The organism is Psychrobacter sp. K31L (genome assembly GCF_017942195.1).
In the GTDB taxonomy this organism is placed as follows: domain Bacteria; phylum Pseudomonadota; class Gammaproteobacteria; order Pseudomonadales; family Moraxellaceae; genus Psychrobacter; species Psychrobacter glaciei.
The window spans coordinates 44,747-57,774 of the sequence record NZ_JAGKSC010000007.1; the positions used below are offsets into that span (position 1 = coordinate 44,747).

Consider the following 13,028-nt stretch of genomic DNA (forward strand, 5'->3'; position numbering starts at 1 on the left):
ACGTTAAGTATGGCTTAATAAAGCTATGTTTACACGCTCTGTAACTGCCACTCATTGTCTGCGAAACTTAAGCGATGCGTGACATCTGCTGGATGGTCTTGAGTATCTAATGGCATGGTAACGCGATAGCCCTGCTGACGTAGACTTTCCACTTGTTGTAACAGCGTCTGCTTCTGGGTCTTATCGGCATTGTGTAATGCGCTATAATCCACCAGCACAATGCTTGGCGTATCAAGCTGCGTATGCGCGAGTAAACGGCTGACATCCATACTAAAGCCGGTGGCTTCACGCGGCTGCTGGGTATAGCTCTGCATACCATCAAAACGTCCACCCCGTACCAACGGCTGGGTTTCATTATTGATATAACCGTTAAAGACAATACCCGTATGATAATGATAGCCTGACAGCTCTGTCACATCGATACTGACCGGACATTGCCATTGCTCTTGTAGATGGGCAGTGAGACGTTGCAACTCATCAACAGCCGTTGCGATTTGCGTATCCTGCTGTGCTGTCGCTGACAATTTTGCCAATAAATGCGCCATATCATGACCAAAGCGCGCCAATGCGTAAAAATCATTACCCATCGGTAGTGTTTGGCAAACCCGCTTTAGTTCTGGCAAATTCTTATTGGCATACAAGTTCATCAACTGCTGAGTATCGTGCGCTGGCAGTTCAGCCAATTCAGCCAAACGCTTAAATATCGCTACGTGACCCAAGTCGATGTGCAAGGTGGCGCTCATATCCAAGCTATTCACCATGCTAAATAATACATCTATCAGTTCGATATCGGCAGCCAATTCGCCGCAACCAAAAATCTCAGCACCCAATTGCAATGGCGTCCGTGAGCCAAAAAGCCCTGATGGCAAGGTATGAATCACATCACCTGCATAGCAATAACGAGCAATACCCGTGCCACCGTGATGCGCATCGATACGTAAAATCTGCGGGGTAATATCAGCACGCACGCCCATCAAGCGACCAGTTAGCTGATCGATAATCTTGAAAGTTTGGCGCTTTAGATCTTCTGAGGCATCACTCAGCAGCGACTCGGTGAATTCAATCATTGGTGGATTGACCAACTGATAGCCGTGAGTAATCAGCTGCTGCGTAAGCTTGTGCCTGAGCACTTCTTGCTTTTGGGCATCTTCAAACAGCACATCCACCACCCCATCAGGCAACAACCAACTATTGGCAACGTCGCTGGCAAAGTTATTCAAATATGGCATGCTAGTGGAGGTAGCCGTGTTTTCGGCAGGCTGAGCCACCGCTTCATTTGTCGTATTTAACTGGGCAAGTTTTGCAGAATCAGAACTGACAGACACAATAAATCCTTGTTTGGCGTATCGCTTACCAAAAACGCGGTACTGATGCGGTACTTATGCAGTACTTAAAGGTTATCTTTACAATTGCATTGACACTGTGCATTTTTATTTTTAACGCGCAACATCATTGACCCAATTATTTATGAACAAACTAGGTAACCGCAAAAGGGTGAGTAATAAGTATAAGTTAGGACGATAAGACGAGTATCTTTATGCGCTAGTAAACCTTAATAAATCACCAAGGCACTTTATGCTTTAGTTTAGCATAGCAGTTAAGGTTCGCCTAGTGACAATTCGCCACAATCACTATCTAATTGCTGGTCATTACTGTCAAAGACACGGCGATTATAATCGTGTTAGATACGTTGTGGTTCAACTAAAAATGTTAATATCGCCTTGGTATAATGAAGACTGTCATCAGCATGGTGAGAACCACGTTTTCGACTCAGACTCATGGTACACTACCCTATATTTTTATCTCGGAAGCCTTATGTCATCTGATTACCACCCAAACCCAGCCATTAACCAAAGCAACGTCTTAGGCACTGCCCTTGCCAGCTGTTGCTTTGATCCTATTACCGGCTTTTATCGCAATGGCTTTTGTCACACTGGCAATCACGACGTCGGTCAACATACCGTTTGTGCCAAGATGACCAGTGAGTTTTTAAACTTTTCAGCCAGCCGTGGCAACGATCTTATCACCCCACTGCCTGAATACAATTTTGCTGGTTTACAGCCCGGTGATTACTGGTGTATCTGTGCGCTGCGCTGGGTCGAAGCCCTAGATTTCGATATCGCGCCACAAATAAAGCTAGAAGCTTGTCACGAAAGCTTATTAAGCTTAGTCGATATTGAAACCCTAAAAAGCTATGCCCTATAGCTAAGGTGAGCAAACGATAGCAGCGTTTACGACAGATTTGGATTATTGAAGTTTTTTATTATATGACAGGAAAGTATATGGAAAATGATAATAATCAATTGATTAAAAAAACGGCTCATATTGCACCTGACTCCAATATGGATCATATCTATGCCAGCATGAGTGACAAGCATCTCTATCTAGACGATGATGATAGCTATATCTATGGTGATGCCGCTGCCACGACTGAGGACACCATCGAGACCATGACGGTCTATGACCCCGACTCTGAACGCTATGAGGATATTGACTCATCAAGTGGGGATGAGGTGGTCAGCTGCTATGCCTACTCGCGTAAAACTGGGGAAAATCTCGATACAGTAGCGCTCAATGATGTCAGTCGGGCGCTAAACAATAATGGTCAGTTTATTTGGCTCGGTCTCTACGATCCCAGTCTAGAGACCATGGTCAAGGTAAAAGAAGCCTTTGGTCTACATGAATTGGCGATTGAAGATGCTTTTGCCGATCATCAACGTGCCAAAGTTGAAAACTACGACAATGACATGGTGTTTGTGGTACTGCGTACGGCGAAGTTAGAGGACAATGTCATTCGTTATGGCACCACCGCGATATTCATGGGTAAAAACTACCTGATTACCATCCGTAATGGTCCGTCAAACTCCTACGCGCCTGTCCGCGAACATTGTCACCGTCGCCCTGAAAAGCTGCGTATGGGCCCGATATTTGTACTGCATGCCATACTCGATTTTATCGTGGATAATTATATGCCGATCACCGATCGGTTGGGTCGATATTTGCGCGAGCAAGAGCGCTATGTCTTTACCTATGAGTTTGACAAAGGCACGCTAAAAAATCTCTACGAGCTTAAGTCACAACTGGTACATATGCGCGCCATTATTTTGCCCGTGCAAGACATCTGTAGCTTTTTTATTAACCACAAAAAAAGTGAGCTGGTCTCAGGGTTTTCTCAAGCGGCAAAACCTTACTTTCGCGATGTCAACGATCACCTTTTACACTCGCTAGATGCCATCAATGGTCTCAATGAAATGCTCAGCGTGGTGATGAATACCTATATGGCCATGGTCAATATGGGGCAGAACGAAGTCGTGCGTAAGCTTGCGGCATGGGCGGGTATTTTAGCCGTACCCACAGCGATCGCTGGTATTTATGGGATGAACTTTGACTTTATGCCCGAGCTGCATTGGAAGTACTCGTACCTTGTTATCATGACTGTTATTATCGCTTTGTGTAGTTACTTGTACTACAACTTTAAGAGACTTAAATGGCTGTAATGCCAAACGCCATCCGTAAAAAAAAGAGCAACCACTGGTCGCTCTTTTTTTATATTGCTATCTAATTATTCACGGCGGTGCTTAGTATGACTATCAGGCGCTTGGGCATTATCAGGCAACAGTGCTTTAACCGTTAGATTGGCATGCTGTTTATCGAGGTTGTCTTCTGGACGACCGAATGTTTTTGCCGTCCACGTTAGTACCACGATAGAGCCACTCAATAGCATGATGGCCACAGAAATCGTCGCTAGTAGCCATAAATGAAAATAGTCTGAGACCGCCTGCACATCGACGACCAAGTGCCGTGACAAAGCGGTGATAGCAATAAATATCAAAAACTGTACTGGCAGACGATGGGTTTTAAAATAAATACCTATCATAGCGAGCAGCTCAAGATAAATGAATAGCATCAAGATATCTTTTAAATCTGCTGAGCCTTTTTGAATAATACCAACGAACTCTTTACCGGCGGTCCAAACGACAACCACACTGATTAAAAATAAAATAACGTAATGACAGATATCGACAAACTCTCTACCAATACCTTGCAGTCGCTCGTGAATACCTACGTTTTTTTTAGCCATGTTTAAGTCCTATCAACTGAGATGTGGTTGATTTAGCCTGAGTCTTTGTACTGTGGAGACTCAGACCCCTTATCTATCGGCAATCAGTATTCGTATGACTATCTTTTTAGCCAACATTAAATCCGGCTGATTTTTCAGCTGCATCAACCGTTTGGCGAATCAGCGTATTGATGGTCATTGGGCCAACGCCGCCTGGCACTGGCGTATACGCACTGGCAAGATTTTCCACACCTTGCATTTCAACATCACCGACACCGCCATCAGCTGTTGGATGGAAACCTGCATCAATAACTACCGCGCCAGCTTTGATCCAATCCGCTTTAATCAATTCAGGCACACCTACAGCACCAACAACGATATCTGCACGCTTGATATGTGCCGCTAAATCCTGAGTTCTTGAATGACAGATAGTTACGGTACAATTGGCATTTAATAGCATCATCGCCATTGGCTTACCTAAGATAGCACTACGCCCTACGACCACAGCCTCCAAACCTGCCAGCTCGATACCATGATGCTCTAATAAATGCATGATGCCCTGCGGTGTGCATGAGCCATAAGCAGACTGCTGCATCGCCATCCGACCAAAGCCCAGACAAGTCACGCCATCGACGTCTTTTGCCAAGTCAATCTGCTCAAAGCAAGCACGCTCATCGATATGCTCAGGAACAGGATGTTGTAGCAAGATGCCGTGGACGTCAGGGTTATTATTGAGCTCATCTATCTTAGCCAAGAGCTGCTCAGTGGTCGTGATACTCGGCATCTCAACACGTATAGAGTCCATACCAACACGCTTACAGGCATTACCTTTCATACGGACATAAGTGGCAGAAGCTGGATCATCACCGACCAATATCGTCGCAAGGCTTGGGGTGCGTCCCGTCTTATCCTTGATCGTATCCACGCGCACGCGTAGTTGCTGTTCTATTTGTTTGGCAAGTGCTTTGCCATCTAAAACGGTGGCGGACTCTTGGGCAGTAGACGCGGTAGACATAGTAACTCCAATAGAGGGTACGATATAAAAAAATAAAGACAGCGCGCGCAAATACTTTGCATGCCTGTCTTATCCTTAATCAAGGTGTGATTTATACTGATATTGTACCTGCCTGCGTCTAAAAATCCTAGCCTGTATTGGGGCATGTCCTCAATTCAGTCGACAGTCATACGCTCATCTAGCCACAATCGACACCAGCCGCAATACTCTCAGCATCGCTGCCTAACGCATGCCCAAGTGGATAGCTTTGCTAATAATACACTTGAAGCATTCATCACTAACAAGCCTCACGATTTAGAAGCTATTATAATTAATAACGACTAGGGGCTGTATAGCCATCACAAATAGCGTAGAATAGTTAGTCTAATTTTTTACATTGAGAAATGTAAACCCACCGACTCAAGGACATGATTATGAAAGATGAAAAATTACAGAAAGCCCTCGCCCGCATGGGGCTTGGCTCACGTCGTCAAATGGAAGAAGTTATTAAATCTGGACGCGTAACAGTCAATAACGGCCCAGCAACCATCGGTGATCGCGTCGAACCAGGCGATGAGATTCGTGTTGATGGTCGTCAGATTAAATACACCGCCGAAAATGAGAAGCGTCGCCGCGTATTGGCTTACTATAAGCCTGAAGGTGAAGTGTGCTCTGCCAATGATCCAGAAGGTCGTCCAACGGTTTTTGAGCGTTTGCCAAAACTGACCCATGACCGCTGGGTCATGGTCGGACGCTTGGATATTAACTCAACAGGTCTGTTATTGTTTACCAATGATGGTGAAATGGCGCATCGCTTGATGCATCCCTCTGGTGAAGTCACTCGTGAATACGCAGTACGTGTATTGGGTGAAGTGACGTCTGATATCGCGCGTGCGTTAACAGCTGGCGTGATGTTAGAAGACGGTATAGCAAAGTTTGAAGATATCAAAGAAGGCGGCGGTGAAGGCGTCAATAAATGGTATCACGTCCAGCTAAAAGAAGGTCGTAACCGCGAAGTACGTCGCTTATTTGAGTCGCAAGGCCTAAAAGTGAGTCGTCTACTGCGTACGCGCTATGGCACGATTGCATTACCAAAAGAGTTGCGTACTGGTCGTTTCTTAGAGCTCGACAGAAAAGACATCAATACCTTGACTGATCTAGTGAGCTTACGTCCACGTTATGGTACGGGTCTACATGGCGCGGCGAAAGAGAAGCAAGAGCGTATCAGAAACAAACCACTTAAAGCACGTCGCACTACTGACAGTCGTAGCGATAGCCGCAGTGGTAGCGACAATCGCAACAGCAGCGCGAAGCCTAAAAGCAGTGCTAGCCCTGCCAGTCGTGGTACACGCAATACCCGTGACCGCAACGACAAGCGTTAATTTAAACCTGCAATAGATTTAAATTAGACCATAAAAAAGCTGCCCATAATGAATATTTATGGGCAGCTTTTTTATGGGTTTTTTATAATAATTTTACTAACCCAATATTTAGCTATCATGACTATTAATATAGTTTTTCATGACTCGTAAATCTTGCAACTGCTGCGTGTCCATTTGCGCTAACAGATTATCTAAACGCTGCTCAATATTATTGAATACCTGTTGTAATAACGCACTCGCTTCTGCTTTCTTGTCATTACTCACATTGTGAGCATTTATATTCACATTCGCTAGGTGGTAATGACTGGCAAGCATTTCGGGCAAACGAGTATGCAGCAGCTTATGCAACACAAACTGCGCTTCTGTGAGTTCGAGCATTTTATGTTGTGCTTGCAGGGCCTTTTGATAGCGTTGATAGTGATTTACTTTTTCATCGATACGTTTTAATTGGCGCAGTTGCTGCTCTGACAAACTTTGCAGATGTTTCTTATGCAAATTCAATTGCTGCCAACTGAGTTTGGATAGTGATAGCGGCGCATCATAATCTTGATAAGTAAGCATACCTGGCGTAATACCAACGGCTTTATGCAAAGCTTGCCAGCCTTTTTTACCCAAATAAACGACCGTGACGGTTGTCACAACCCCAACGCCGATTAATATGCTCATATATATTTACTCTTTACCCTATTCTTTGATAATACGACTCTACATCTACAGCTTAATATCCTCAGCACTCACATTTGCACCAGTTTGACTGTCAATTTCTTGAATATTCACATCATTACTGACACTACTATCGAGCTTTTGAAACTCTGTATTATCAGCAGGATTGTCAAAGCGTTTTTGCAAATAGCGATTGGTTGCGAGCAATTTTTGTCCATCTTGGTGATATGAGGCATTGAGCAAATCATCAAACTGAGTATTAATGGTACTCAGTACATCTAGCAACGCCTCTTTTCCGGTGACATTAGAATGCTTAATCTTAGTGGTATCAGCAAGCGCCCCATCCCCCACATCTAAGTCATGCAAGCGTCGATAGTCAGCTACCGCTAGCGGAATATGTCTGTCCATCAAGTTTTGAATCATAATATAGGTTTCGTTGACTGTGTCTTTATCATCTATCTTGCCATCATTATTGGTATCGCCATAAATGACACGTAGCTTCTCACCTTTTTCATTGATTTGGTCAAGGGCTGTTTTAACTTCAACGGGTAAGCTTTTTTCAGGAATATAACCCAACTGCGGCATCGCTTTATATTCAAGCATTTTTGGCGCGGTCACTTTTTTGATACCACGATATCCTAGATATAACCCAGCTGCTGGTAGCATCCCGTATAAAACAAACATCACTAACATCGCCGTTACTTGGGTCATAGGATTGTCCTCATTATTCATCGTAGTTATTATTGTTCTAGATAGCCTTAAAACTCTAAACTCTAAACTCTAAACTCTAAACTCTAAACTCTAAACTCTAAACTCTAAACTCTAAACTCTAAACTCTAAACTCTAAACTCTAAACTCTAAACTCTATGAGATTAAACAAAAAAATAAGGCTTTATTAAAGCCCCATATTGTTATGTATTTAACTGCTCATAGCTGATAATTAATAGCAGTCATTAAAATAAATACACATTAGCTTTTTGTACGGCTTTTGACATAACGGTGCGTTGAAGCCAGACGATTCATAACCGTTTGATGCAACTCGTCCAATAACTCATCAAGCTCATAATCAATTTCTAAAAACAAATCAGTCAGCATGTCGCCTGCCGTCATTTTTCCCTGCATCATCGTGTTTTTGGTGCGATGTGGACTAAAACGTTGCAATTGCTCATAATGATGTAGTGCTTCTGGAATGCTCTCTGACACCAGCTTGTCGATGACAAACTGGCGCTCGTTATGTTGCTGCTGTTGCTGCTCGTTGAGCTCACTGCTCCACTCACGGTAACGCTTGAGCTTGCCGTTAATTCGATCTAGTATCGCAACAGCTTCTATAGGCATAGCATTTAGGGTGGCCTCATCAACCACATCAATAATCTCAGTCATAATCGGACAGCGTCCATGTTTGAGATACCATAGGGTATCGGGGTCGAAAGGCGGTCTATTGGTCGGGCGCATCGCAGCACGATTGGACAAATAGCGATCGGTCAGTGGCGTTGCCGTCCGAATATCGTTGACTTGCGATAACGCTTCACAAATACGATCGGCACGCTCGGGTGCAGTCAATGGCTGGCGTTTACTAATGCCGTTTTCATCACCAGCACTGTCTTCATTGTGAATAATATTATCAGCAGGGCTGGCATCATCTTCTGCATTAGGAGCGATAGCGCCTTGCTGAACATGTTTGGCAGCTCGCGTTGGCAAATCATCTTGAGCTTGCCCAAATGACTGTAACATTCTTGTCAAACTTACGACCATGTTCTGCTCTGCCCCTTGCCCATTTACTGATTGCATTCGACCACTCAATCCCTTATCTTAACAGTTTTTTGTCACGCTGCCAGTAAGCAAACGTCAACGTTTTGGTCTTTAACATTGAGTAAATGGTTATGAATGCACCCGATTATATTTCTGGTTTTTTGCTGGGATTATCGCTCATTATCGCGATTGGTTCACAGAATGCCTTTGTGCTTAAACAAGGACTCAAACGCGAGCACATCTTTTTTATCTGTCTCTTTTGTGCGGTCAGCGATGCGTTTTTAATCTCTGCAGGTGTTGCGGGCTTTGGCGCGGTGACCGCTCAGTATCCGCAAGTCGTCAACATTGCCAAAATTGCGGGCGTCATATTTTTGCTGGGCTATGGCATTCAAAGCTTGTATGCCAGTATACGCCTATCCCATGCGCTGACTGTCGACGGACAAGTTGTGACCAGTTTAAAAAAGGCGCTATTGCTCTGCTTTGGCTTTACTTGGCTCAACCCACATGTCTATCTAGATACCTTGGTGCTCGTTGGCATGGTTTCAACTGGCGCTAGTAGTAAACTGGCCTTTGCGGTTGGGGCTGTCAGTGCCTCATTCTTTTTCTTCTTTGCATTAGGCTATAGCGCACGCTTACTCAGACCTCTGTTTGCCAAGCCAAAAGCGTGGAATATACTTGATGCCTTGGTGGGTATATTGATGTTCTATTTGGCTTGGCATCTATACCAAAGTTAGAAAATAGCGACAGTCAAATTCATATAAATGTACAGTCAAAATCAAAAAACCCAAACACATTCTATAAACGTGTTTGGGTTTTTTTAGGATTAACAAAAGCTATATTAAGTTAGGAAATAACGTGCGCAATCCATTGACGATAATTTCAATAGAAACCGCAGCCAATAACATACCCATGATTCGGCTCATGATATTAAGTCCAGTATCACCCAATAAACGACTAATACGACCTGCCGCCATCAATGCCAAATAGCAAAAAAGACTGATTAAAAAGCCTGCAACGATAACCGCAGAAACACGCAATATGCCTGAAACTTGAGAAGAATAAATAATGACCGTAGAAATACCACCCGGCCCAATCATCATAGGAATAGCCAGTGGTACTACTGCTGAGGCGGTACTTGGTAGTGCATGTTTATCGTATTCAACATCGAAATTTTCTTGATCAGGCTTAGCTGGATTACCATCGCCGTTCATCATATTCAAAGAAATCAAAAATACTAATATACCGCCTGCCAGCTGGAACGAGCCAATAGAGATACCAAGTGCCTTCAAAAGCACCTCGCCTGCCACGGTGAAAAAGCTGATGGTGATAAAAATAGTCAAGCAGGCAATGCGTGCTACTTTACGTCGATCAATCATCGAGTAGCCGCGCGTCAAGTCCAAGAACAGCGTCAAAGCTGCAAAAGGATTAATCAAAACCACAAAGGCCAAGATGATTTTAATAATTTCAGTATCCACTGAGCGCTCGCTTATCTATCGGTAAAACTTGGGCAAAAAGATAAGGCCATCGTGCGAGTGCAACGATGACCAATAGGCGGTTAGCAGTGACATTGTAGCATAGGCAGATAAGCTAATTAAATCATTAACTTTGCTTACCTTTGTGACACGAGTATCTCAGTGAACATAGTGGCTGACCATCGACCGCTCAGCAGTCATTTGGTGGATAGATACTCTGATGAAGACTAAGCGTTAAAACAGGTATATTAAGACAGGCGTGTTGAAAACTACGCACTAAAATCAAGACCGATATCTAGCGCAGTGGTACTATGCGTCAAATAACCCATCGCGATAAAATCAACACCCGTTTTTGCGACTGCTTGCACGGTCTCAGGGGTGATACCACCAGAGGCTTCTGTCTTGGCGCGACCTTTACACATGGCCACTGCTTGCGACAATATTTCAGGTGACATGTTGTCTAATAGTACCAAGCTCACACCAGCGTCCAAAGCTTGCTCTAATTGCGCTAGCGTATCGACTTCTACTTCAATCGGAATGAGATGACCCGCGAAATTTTGTGCTTGCTTGATAGCTGTTTTAATATCGCCTGCAATAGCAATATGATTGTCTTTGATCAAAATTGCATCATCTAAACCCAAACGATGGTTGCGACCGCCGCCGCAGCGCACCGCGTATTTTTGCACGATACGTAAACCGGGAATGGTCTTGCGCGTACAGGTGATTTGCGCAGGATAATCCGCCACAGTATCGACAATCTGCTGTGTCGCCGTCGCAATACCACTCAAATGCGTCATGAAATTCAGTGCCGTACGCTCTGCCGTTAATAGATGACGTGCATTACCGCGTACGATAGCCAATATTGTATCTGCATCAACCTTCTCACCATCGATGACCTGAGCGATAAACTCTATCTGCGCATCAACCAAAGCAAAGGACAGACGCGCCAAATCCATACCACAGATCACGCCTGCTTGGCGCGCCTTAATCTGGAGCTGCGCCTGCATATCGGCGGGAATGGTGGCTTGCGAAGTCACATCTCCGCGTCGACCCAAGTCTTCGGTGAGGGCAGCCTCAACCAAGGGCTTAAGCAATACTTCATCCAACGCTGGCTCTCGTTCAACTGTCATCTTTAACCCTTATATAAGTATGCTATGAATATAAATTCGATTGATTTAAACTCAAAATGAGCATAAATATAGCGCAAAGTGAGCCTTCTCGCAAGGATAGGTCGGTATTTTATGTGTTTAGGGCGTGCCCTCAATCTGAACGAAAGCGCCTAAATGGGCTAAAAATGGCTAAATCTTGCCAAACTGCGTCAAATAGCTGGTCAATATCATGATATTATCTGTGCCATTTTTCTTGTTTGGCTGCAATTTATCTCATTTTTATCACCATTTTCAAAATGAGGACACGCCCTAGTCACCGTTTATAAACACAGCATATGGCAGAAATATCGTAGGAATAATCTGACAACTATTTGTTTCGTTTGGGCAATTTGCTGTCCATTAGCAAGCTTTGCAGCTCAATATCGTGGCGGAAGCGATAGAGCTTGGCAGGTCGACCGCGCTGAGCGCTACTACTCTCTCCTGTCTCCATTACTAAGTTTTGTGAATCAAGCAAACGGCGAAAATTCTGCTTATGCAAACGCACTCCTGATAAGGCCTCGACGCTTTGCTGCATCTGTGACAAGGTAAAAACATCTGGCATCAAACCAAAAATAAGCGGTCTGTATTCAATCTTAGCACGCAGCCTCGAAATAGCCGTCGCAATCACGCGGCGATGATCGTAATACATCGGTACGCCTATACGTTGTGACCAGTCATCTGGCAAGACAACGGCTTGATAAGTTGGCGGGTAATTGGGCGCTTCGGGTATCAGCCCCCCTTCATACAGCATCTCATAGCGGAGCAGTACGTGCTCTGCGATCCACTCCCTACTTTCATGAGCATGGTCGCTAACCAATTCTGTGTCTGTCAGTTCGCCACCTGCTAAAAACGTCTCACTCAGTCCCCAGCATAAGCCAATACGCTGGCGTCGACGCTGTTGCACAATCAAGTCTTCGGCAGTATTTGCCCACTCTAATAACACAGGTACGATAAAGTCTGTGATGATACTGGGCATACCATCTAAGTGATTTTCCCACGGGAAATAATCATACCAATCTCGCCACAGTGCCTCGCTTTGTAGCTCTTGCATCTGCGTCTCTTGCACCAAACCCAAATAGCTCACATAAACCAGCGCATGACCATCGATATTACGTCTATTGGTATCAACAAAGGTATATAACTGCTCCAGATAACCAAGCGGTTGCTGCGTCTGCTCCTCCACCCATTGACGCACGCCTGCTTGCAAAGAGCGATGCAACGGCATCAAAGGACCATTGGGCAGCAGCTTGCCTTGATCTACTGTTAATACACGGGCTGTGTGGTCAGTGATGGCGACTAGCACTGCGACCACTTCAGTGGTACCACTTCCCTGTTGATGCGCATGTGAATAAGACAAAGTCATAGTTTTGGCGACAATCCTTTAAATGTAGTCATTGAATAATAAGTTCATAAAATGCGGCTTTGATACTGTAGATCAGTATAACGTGAATCCCAGACTATCATAGCCTGCGGTTGTAATTCTGCAAAACTAAAACTGCGGCTTATTCAACGACTTTACGGTCTGATGAGTTAAAAAATAAGTATTTTCATTGAGGCAGT

Annotated in this window: 13 protein-coding genes; 4 read left to right on the plus strand and 9 right to left on the minus strand. The window is 44.4% G+C overall.

What is annotated here, in order from left to right; genetic code table 11:
• Window positions 1–29 precede the first annotated feature (29 nt).
• On the minus strand, window positions 30–1,325 hold the full coding sequence (locus J5X94_RS11270; protein ID WP_210541325.1) for an ATP phosphoribosyltransferase regulatory subunit: 1,296 nt from the start codon (window positions 1,323–1,325) through the stop codon (window positions 30–32).
• Window positions 1,326–1,815: 490 nt separating this feature from the next.
• Between J5X94_RS11270 and J5X94_RS11275 the strand changes: the two genes are divergently transcribed.
• Window positions 1,816–2,205 carry a DUF2237 family protein gene (locus J5X94_RS11275; RefSeq protein WP_010199013.1) on the plus strand — a complete coding sequence of 130 codons (390 nt, stop codon included), beginning with the start codon at window positions 1,816–1,818 and terminating at the stop codon, window positions 2,203–2,205.
• A 137-nt stretch (window positions 2,206–2,342) separates the two neighbouring features.
• Window positions 2,343–3,497: a magnesium/cobalt transporter CorA gene (gene corA, locus J5X94_RS11280; RefSeq protein ID WP_413191364.1), complete on the plus strand. Its 1,155-nt coding sequence runs from the start codon at window positions 2,343–2,345 to the stop codon at window positions 3,495–3,497.
• A gap of 65 nt (window positions 3,498–3,562) precedes the next feature.
• Here the strand turns inward: corA and J5X94_RS11285 are convergent, their stop codons facing one another.
• Both J5X94_RS11285 and folD read right to left on the minus strand, forming a co-directional pair.
• A complete protein-coding gene (locus J5X94_RS11285; protein WP_010199010.1) occupies window positions 3,563–4,081 on the minus strand; it encodes a phosphate-starvation-inducible protein PsiE in 519 nt (172 codons plus the stop codon).
• 106 nt (window positions 4,082–4,187) lie between these two features.
• Entirely contained in the window at window positions 4,188–5,075 is an 888-nt protein-coding gene (gene folD / locus J5X94_RS11290; protein ID WP_210541327.1) for a bifunctional methylenetetrahydrofolate dehydrogenase/methenyltetrahydrofolate cyclohydrolase FolD, read from the minus strand.
• A 413-nt stretch (window positions 5,076–5,488) separates the two neighbouring features.
• On the opposite strand from folD, the gene rluB reads away from it, so the two are divergent.
• Entirely contained in the window at window positions 5,489–6,436 is a 948-nt protein-coding gene (rluB, locus tag J5X94_RS11295) for a 23S rRNA pseudouridine(2605) synthase RluB (RefSeq protein WP_189586509.1), read from the plus strand.
• Between the two features lie 108 nt (window positions 6,437–6,544).
• On the opposite strand, the gene J5X94_RS11300 is transcribed toward rluB, so the two are convergent.
• The 3 genes from J5X94_RS11300 to J5X94_RS11310 all read right to left on the minus strand — a co-directional run bounded on the left by J5X94_RS11300 (window position 6,545) and on the right by J5X94_RS11310 (window position 8,887).
• Complete coding sequence (locus J5X94_RS11300) at window positions 6,545–7,102, minus strand: hypothetical protein (RefSeq protein WP_210541328.1); 558 nt, start codon at window positions 7,100–7,102, stop codon at window positions 6,545–6,547.
• A gap of 45 nt (window positions 7,103–7,147) precedes the next feature.
• Entirely contained in the window at window positions 7,148–7,810 is a 663-nt protein-coding gene (locus tag J5X94_RS11305; protein WP_228293241.1) for a hypothetical protein, read from the minus strand.
• A 258-nt stretch (window positions 7,811–8,068) separates the two neighbouring features.
• Entirely contained in the window at window positions 8,069–8,887 is an 819-nt protein-coding gene (locus J5X94_RS11310) for a hypothetical protein (protein ID WP_228293242.1), read from the minus strand.
• Window positions 8,888–8,979: 92 nt separating this feature from the next.
• Here J5X94_RS11310 and J5X94_RS11315 point away from each other — a divergent pair, with 92 nt between their 5' ends.
• Window positions 8,980–9,582 (plus strand): LysE/ArgO family amino acid transporter, encoded by a 603-nt coding sequence (locus tag J5X94_RS11315; protein WP_189586500.1) that lies wholly within the window; start codon window positions 8,980–8,982, stop codon window positions 9,580–9,582.
• Between the two features lie 99 nt (window positions 9,583–9,681).
• On the opposite strand, the gene J5X94_RS11320 is transcribed toward J5X94_RS11315, so the two are convergent.
• From J5X94_RS11320 to J5X94_RS11330, 3 genes are all read right to left on the minus strand, one after another.
• Window positions 9,682–10,323 carry a MarC family protein gene (locus J5X94_RS11320; RefSeq protein ID WP_210541329.1) on the minus strand — a complete coding sequence of 214 codons (642 nt, stop codon included), beginning with the start codon at window positions 10,321–10,323 and terminating at the stop codon, window positions 9,682–9,684.
• 266 nt (window positions 10,324–10,589) lie between these two features.
• Window positions 10,590–11,450 (minus strand): carboxylating nicotinate-nucleotide diphosphorylase, encoded by an 861-nt coding sequence (gene nadC, locus J5X94_RS11325; RefSeq protein ID WP_210541330.1) that lies wholly within the window; start codon window positions 11,448–11,450, stop codon window positions 10,590–10,592.
• 346 nt (window positions 11,451–11,796) lie between these two features.
• Window positions 11,797–12,831, minus strand: a complete 1,035-nt coding sequence (locus J5X94_RS11330; protein ID WP_210541331.1) for an NUDIX hydrolase — start codon at window positions 12,829–12,831, stop codon at window positions 11,797–11,799.
• Window positions 12,832–13,028: the final 197 nt, after the last annotated feature.

What these genes read in the sequence shown, in the direction of transcription:
- J5X94_RS11275 (WP_010199013.1), top strand. Translation starts at nt 1,816, where the DNA reads ATGTCATCTGATTACCACCCAAACCCAGCCATTAACCAAAGCAACGTC.
- corA (WP_413191364.1), top strand. Translation starts at nt 2,343, where the DNA reads ATGGATCATATCTATGCCAGCATGAGTGACAAGCATCTCTATCTAGAC.
- J5X94_RS11285 (WP_010199010.1), bottom strand. Translation starts at nt 4,081, where the DNA reads ATGGCTAAAAAAAACGTAGGTATTCACGAGCGACTGCAAGGTATTGGT.
- folD (WP_210541327.1), bottom strand. Translation starts at nt 5,075, where the DNA reads ATGTCTACCGCGTCTACTGCCCAAGAGTCCGCCACCGTTTTAGATGGC.
- rluB (WP_189586509.1), top strand. Translation starts at nt 5,489, where the DNA reads ATGAAAGATGAAAAATTACAGAAAGCCCTCGCCCGCATGGGGCTTGGC.
- J5X94_RS11300 (WP_210541328.1), bottom strand. Translation starts at nt 7,102, where the DNA reads ATGAGCATATTAATCGGCGTTGGGGTTGTGACAACCGTCACGGTCGTT.
- J5X94_RS11305 (WP_228293241.1), bottom strand. Translation starts at nt 7,810, where the DNA reads ATGACCCAAGTAACGGCGATGTTAGTGATGTTTGTTTTATACGGGATG.
- J5X94_RS11310 (WP_228293242.1), bottom strand. Translation starts at nt 8,887, where the DNA reads ATGCAATCAGTAAATGGGCAAGGGGCAGAGCAGAACATGGTCGTAAGT.
- J5X94_RS11315 (WP_189586500.1), top strand. Translation starts at nt 8,980, where the DNA reads ATGAATGCACCCGATTATATTTCTGGTTTTTTGCTGGGATTATCGCTC.
- nadC (WP_210541330.1), bottom strand. Translation starts at nt 11,450, where the DNA reads ATGACAGTTGAACGAGAGCCAGCGTTGGATGAAGTATTGCTTAAGCCC.
- J5X94_RS11330 (WP_210541331.1), bottom strand. Translation starts at nt 12,831, where the DNA reads ATGACTTTGTCTTATTCACATGCGCATCAACAGGGAAGTGGTACCACT.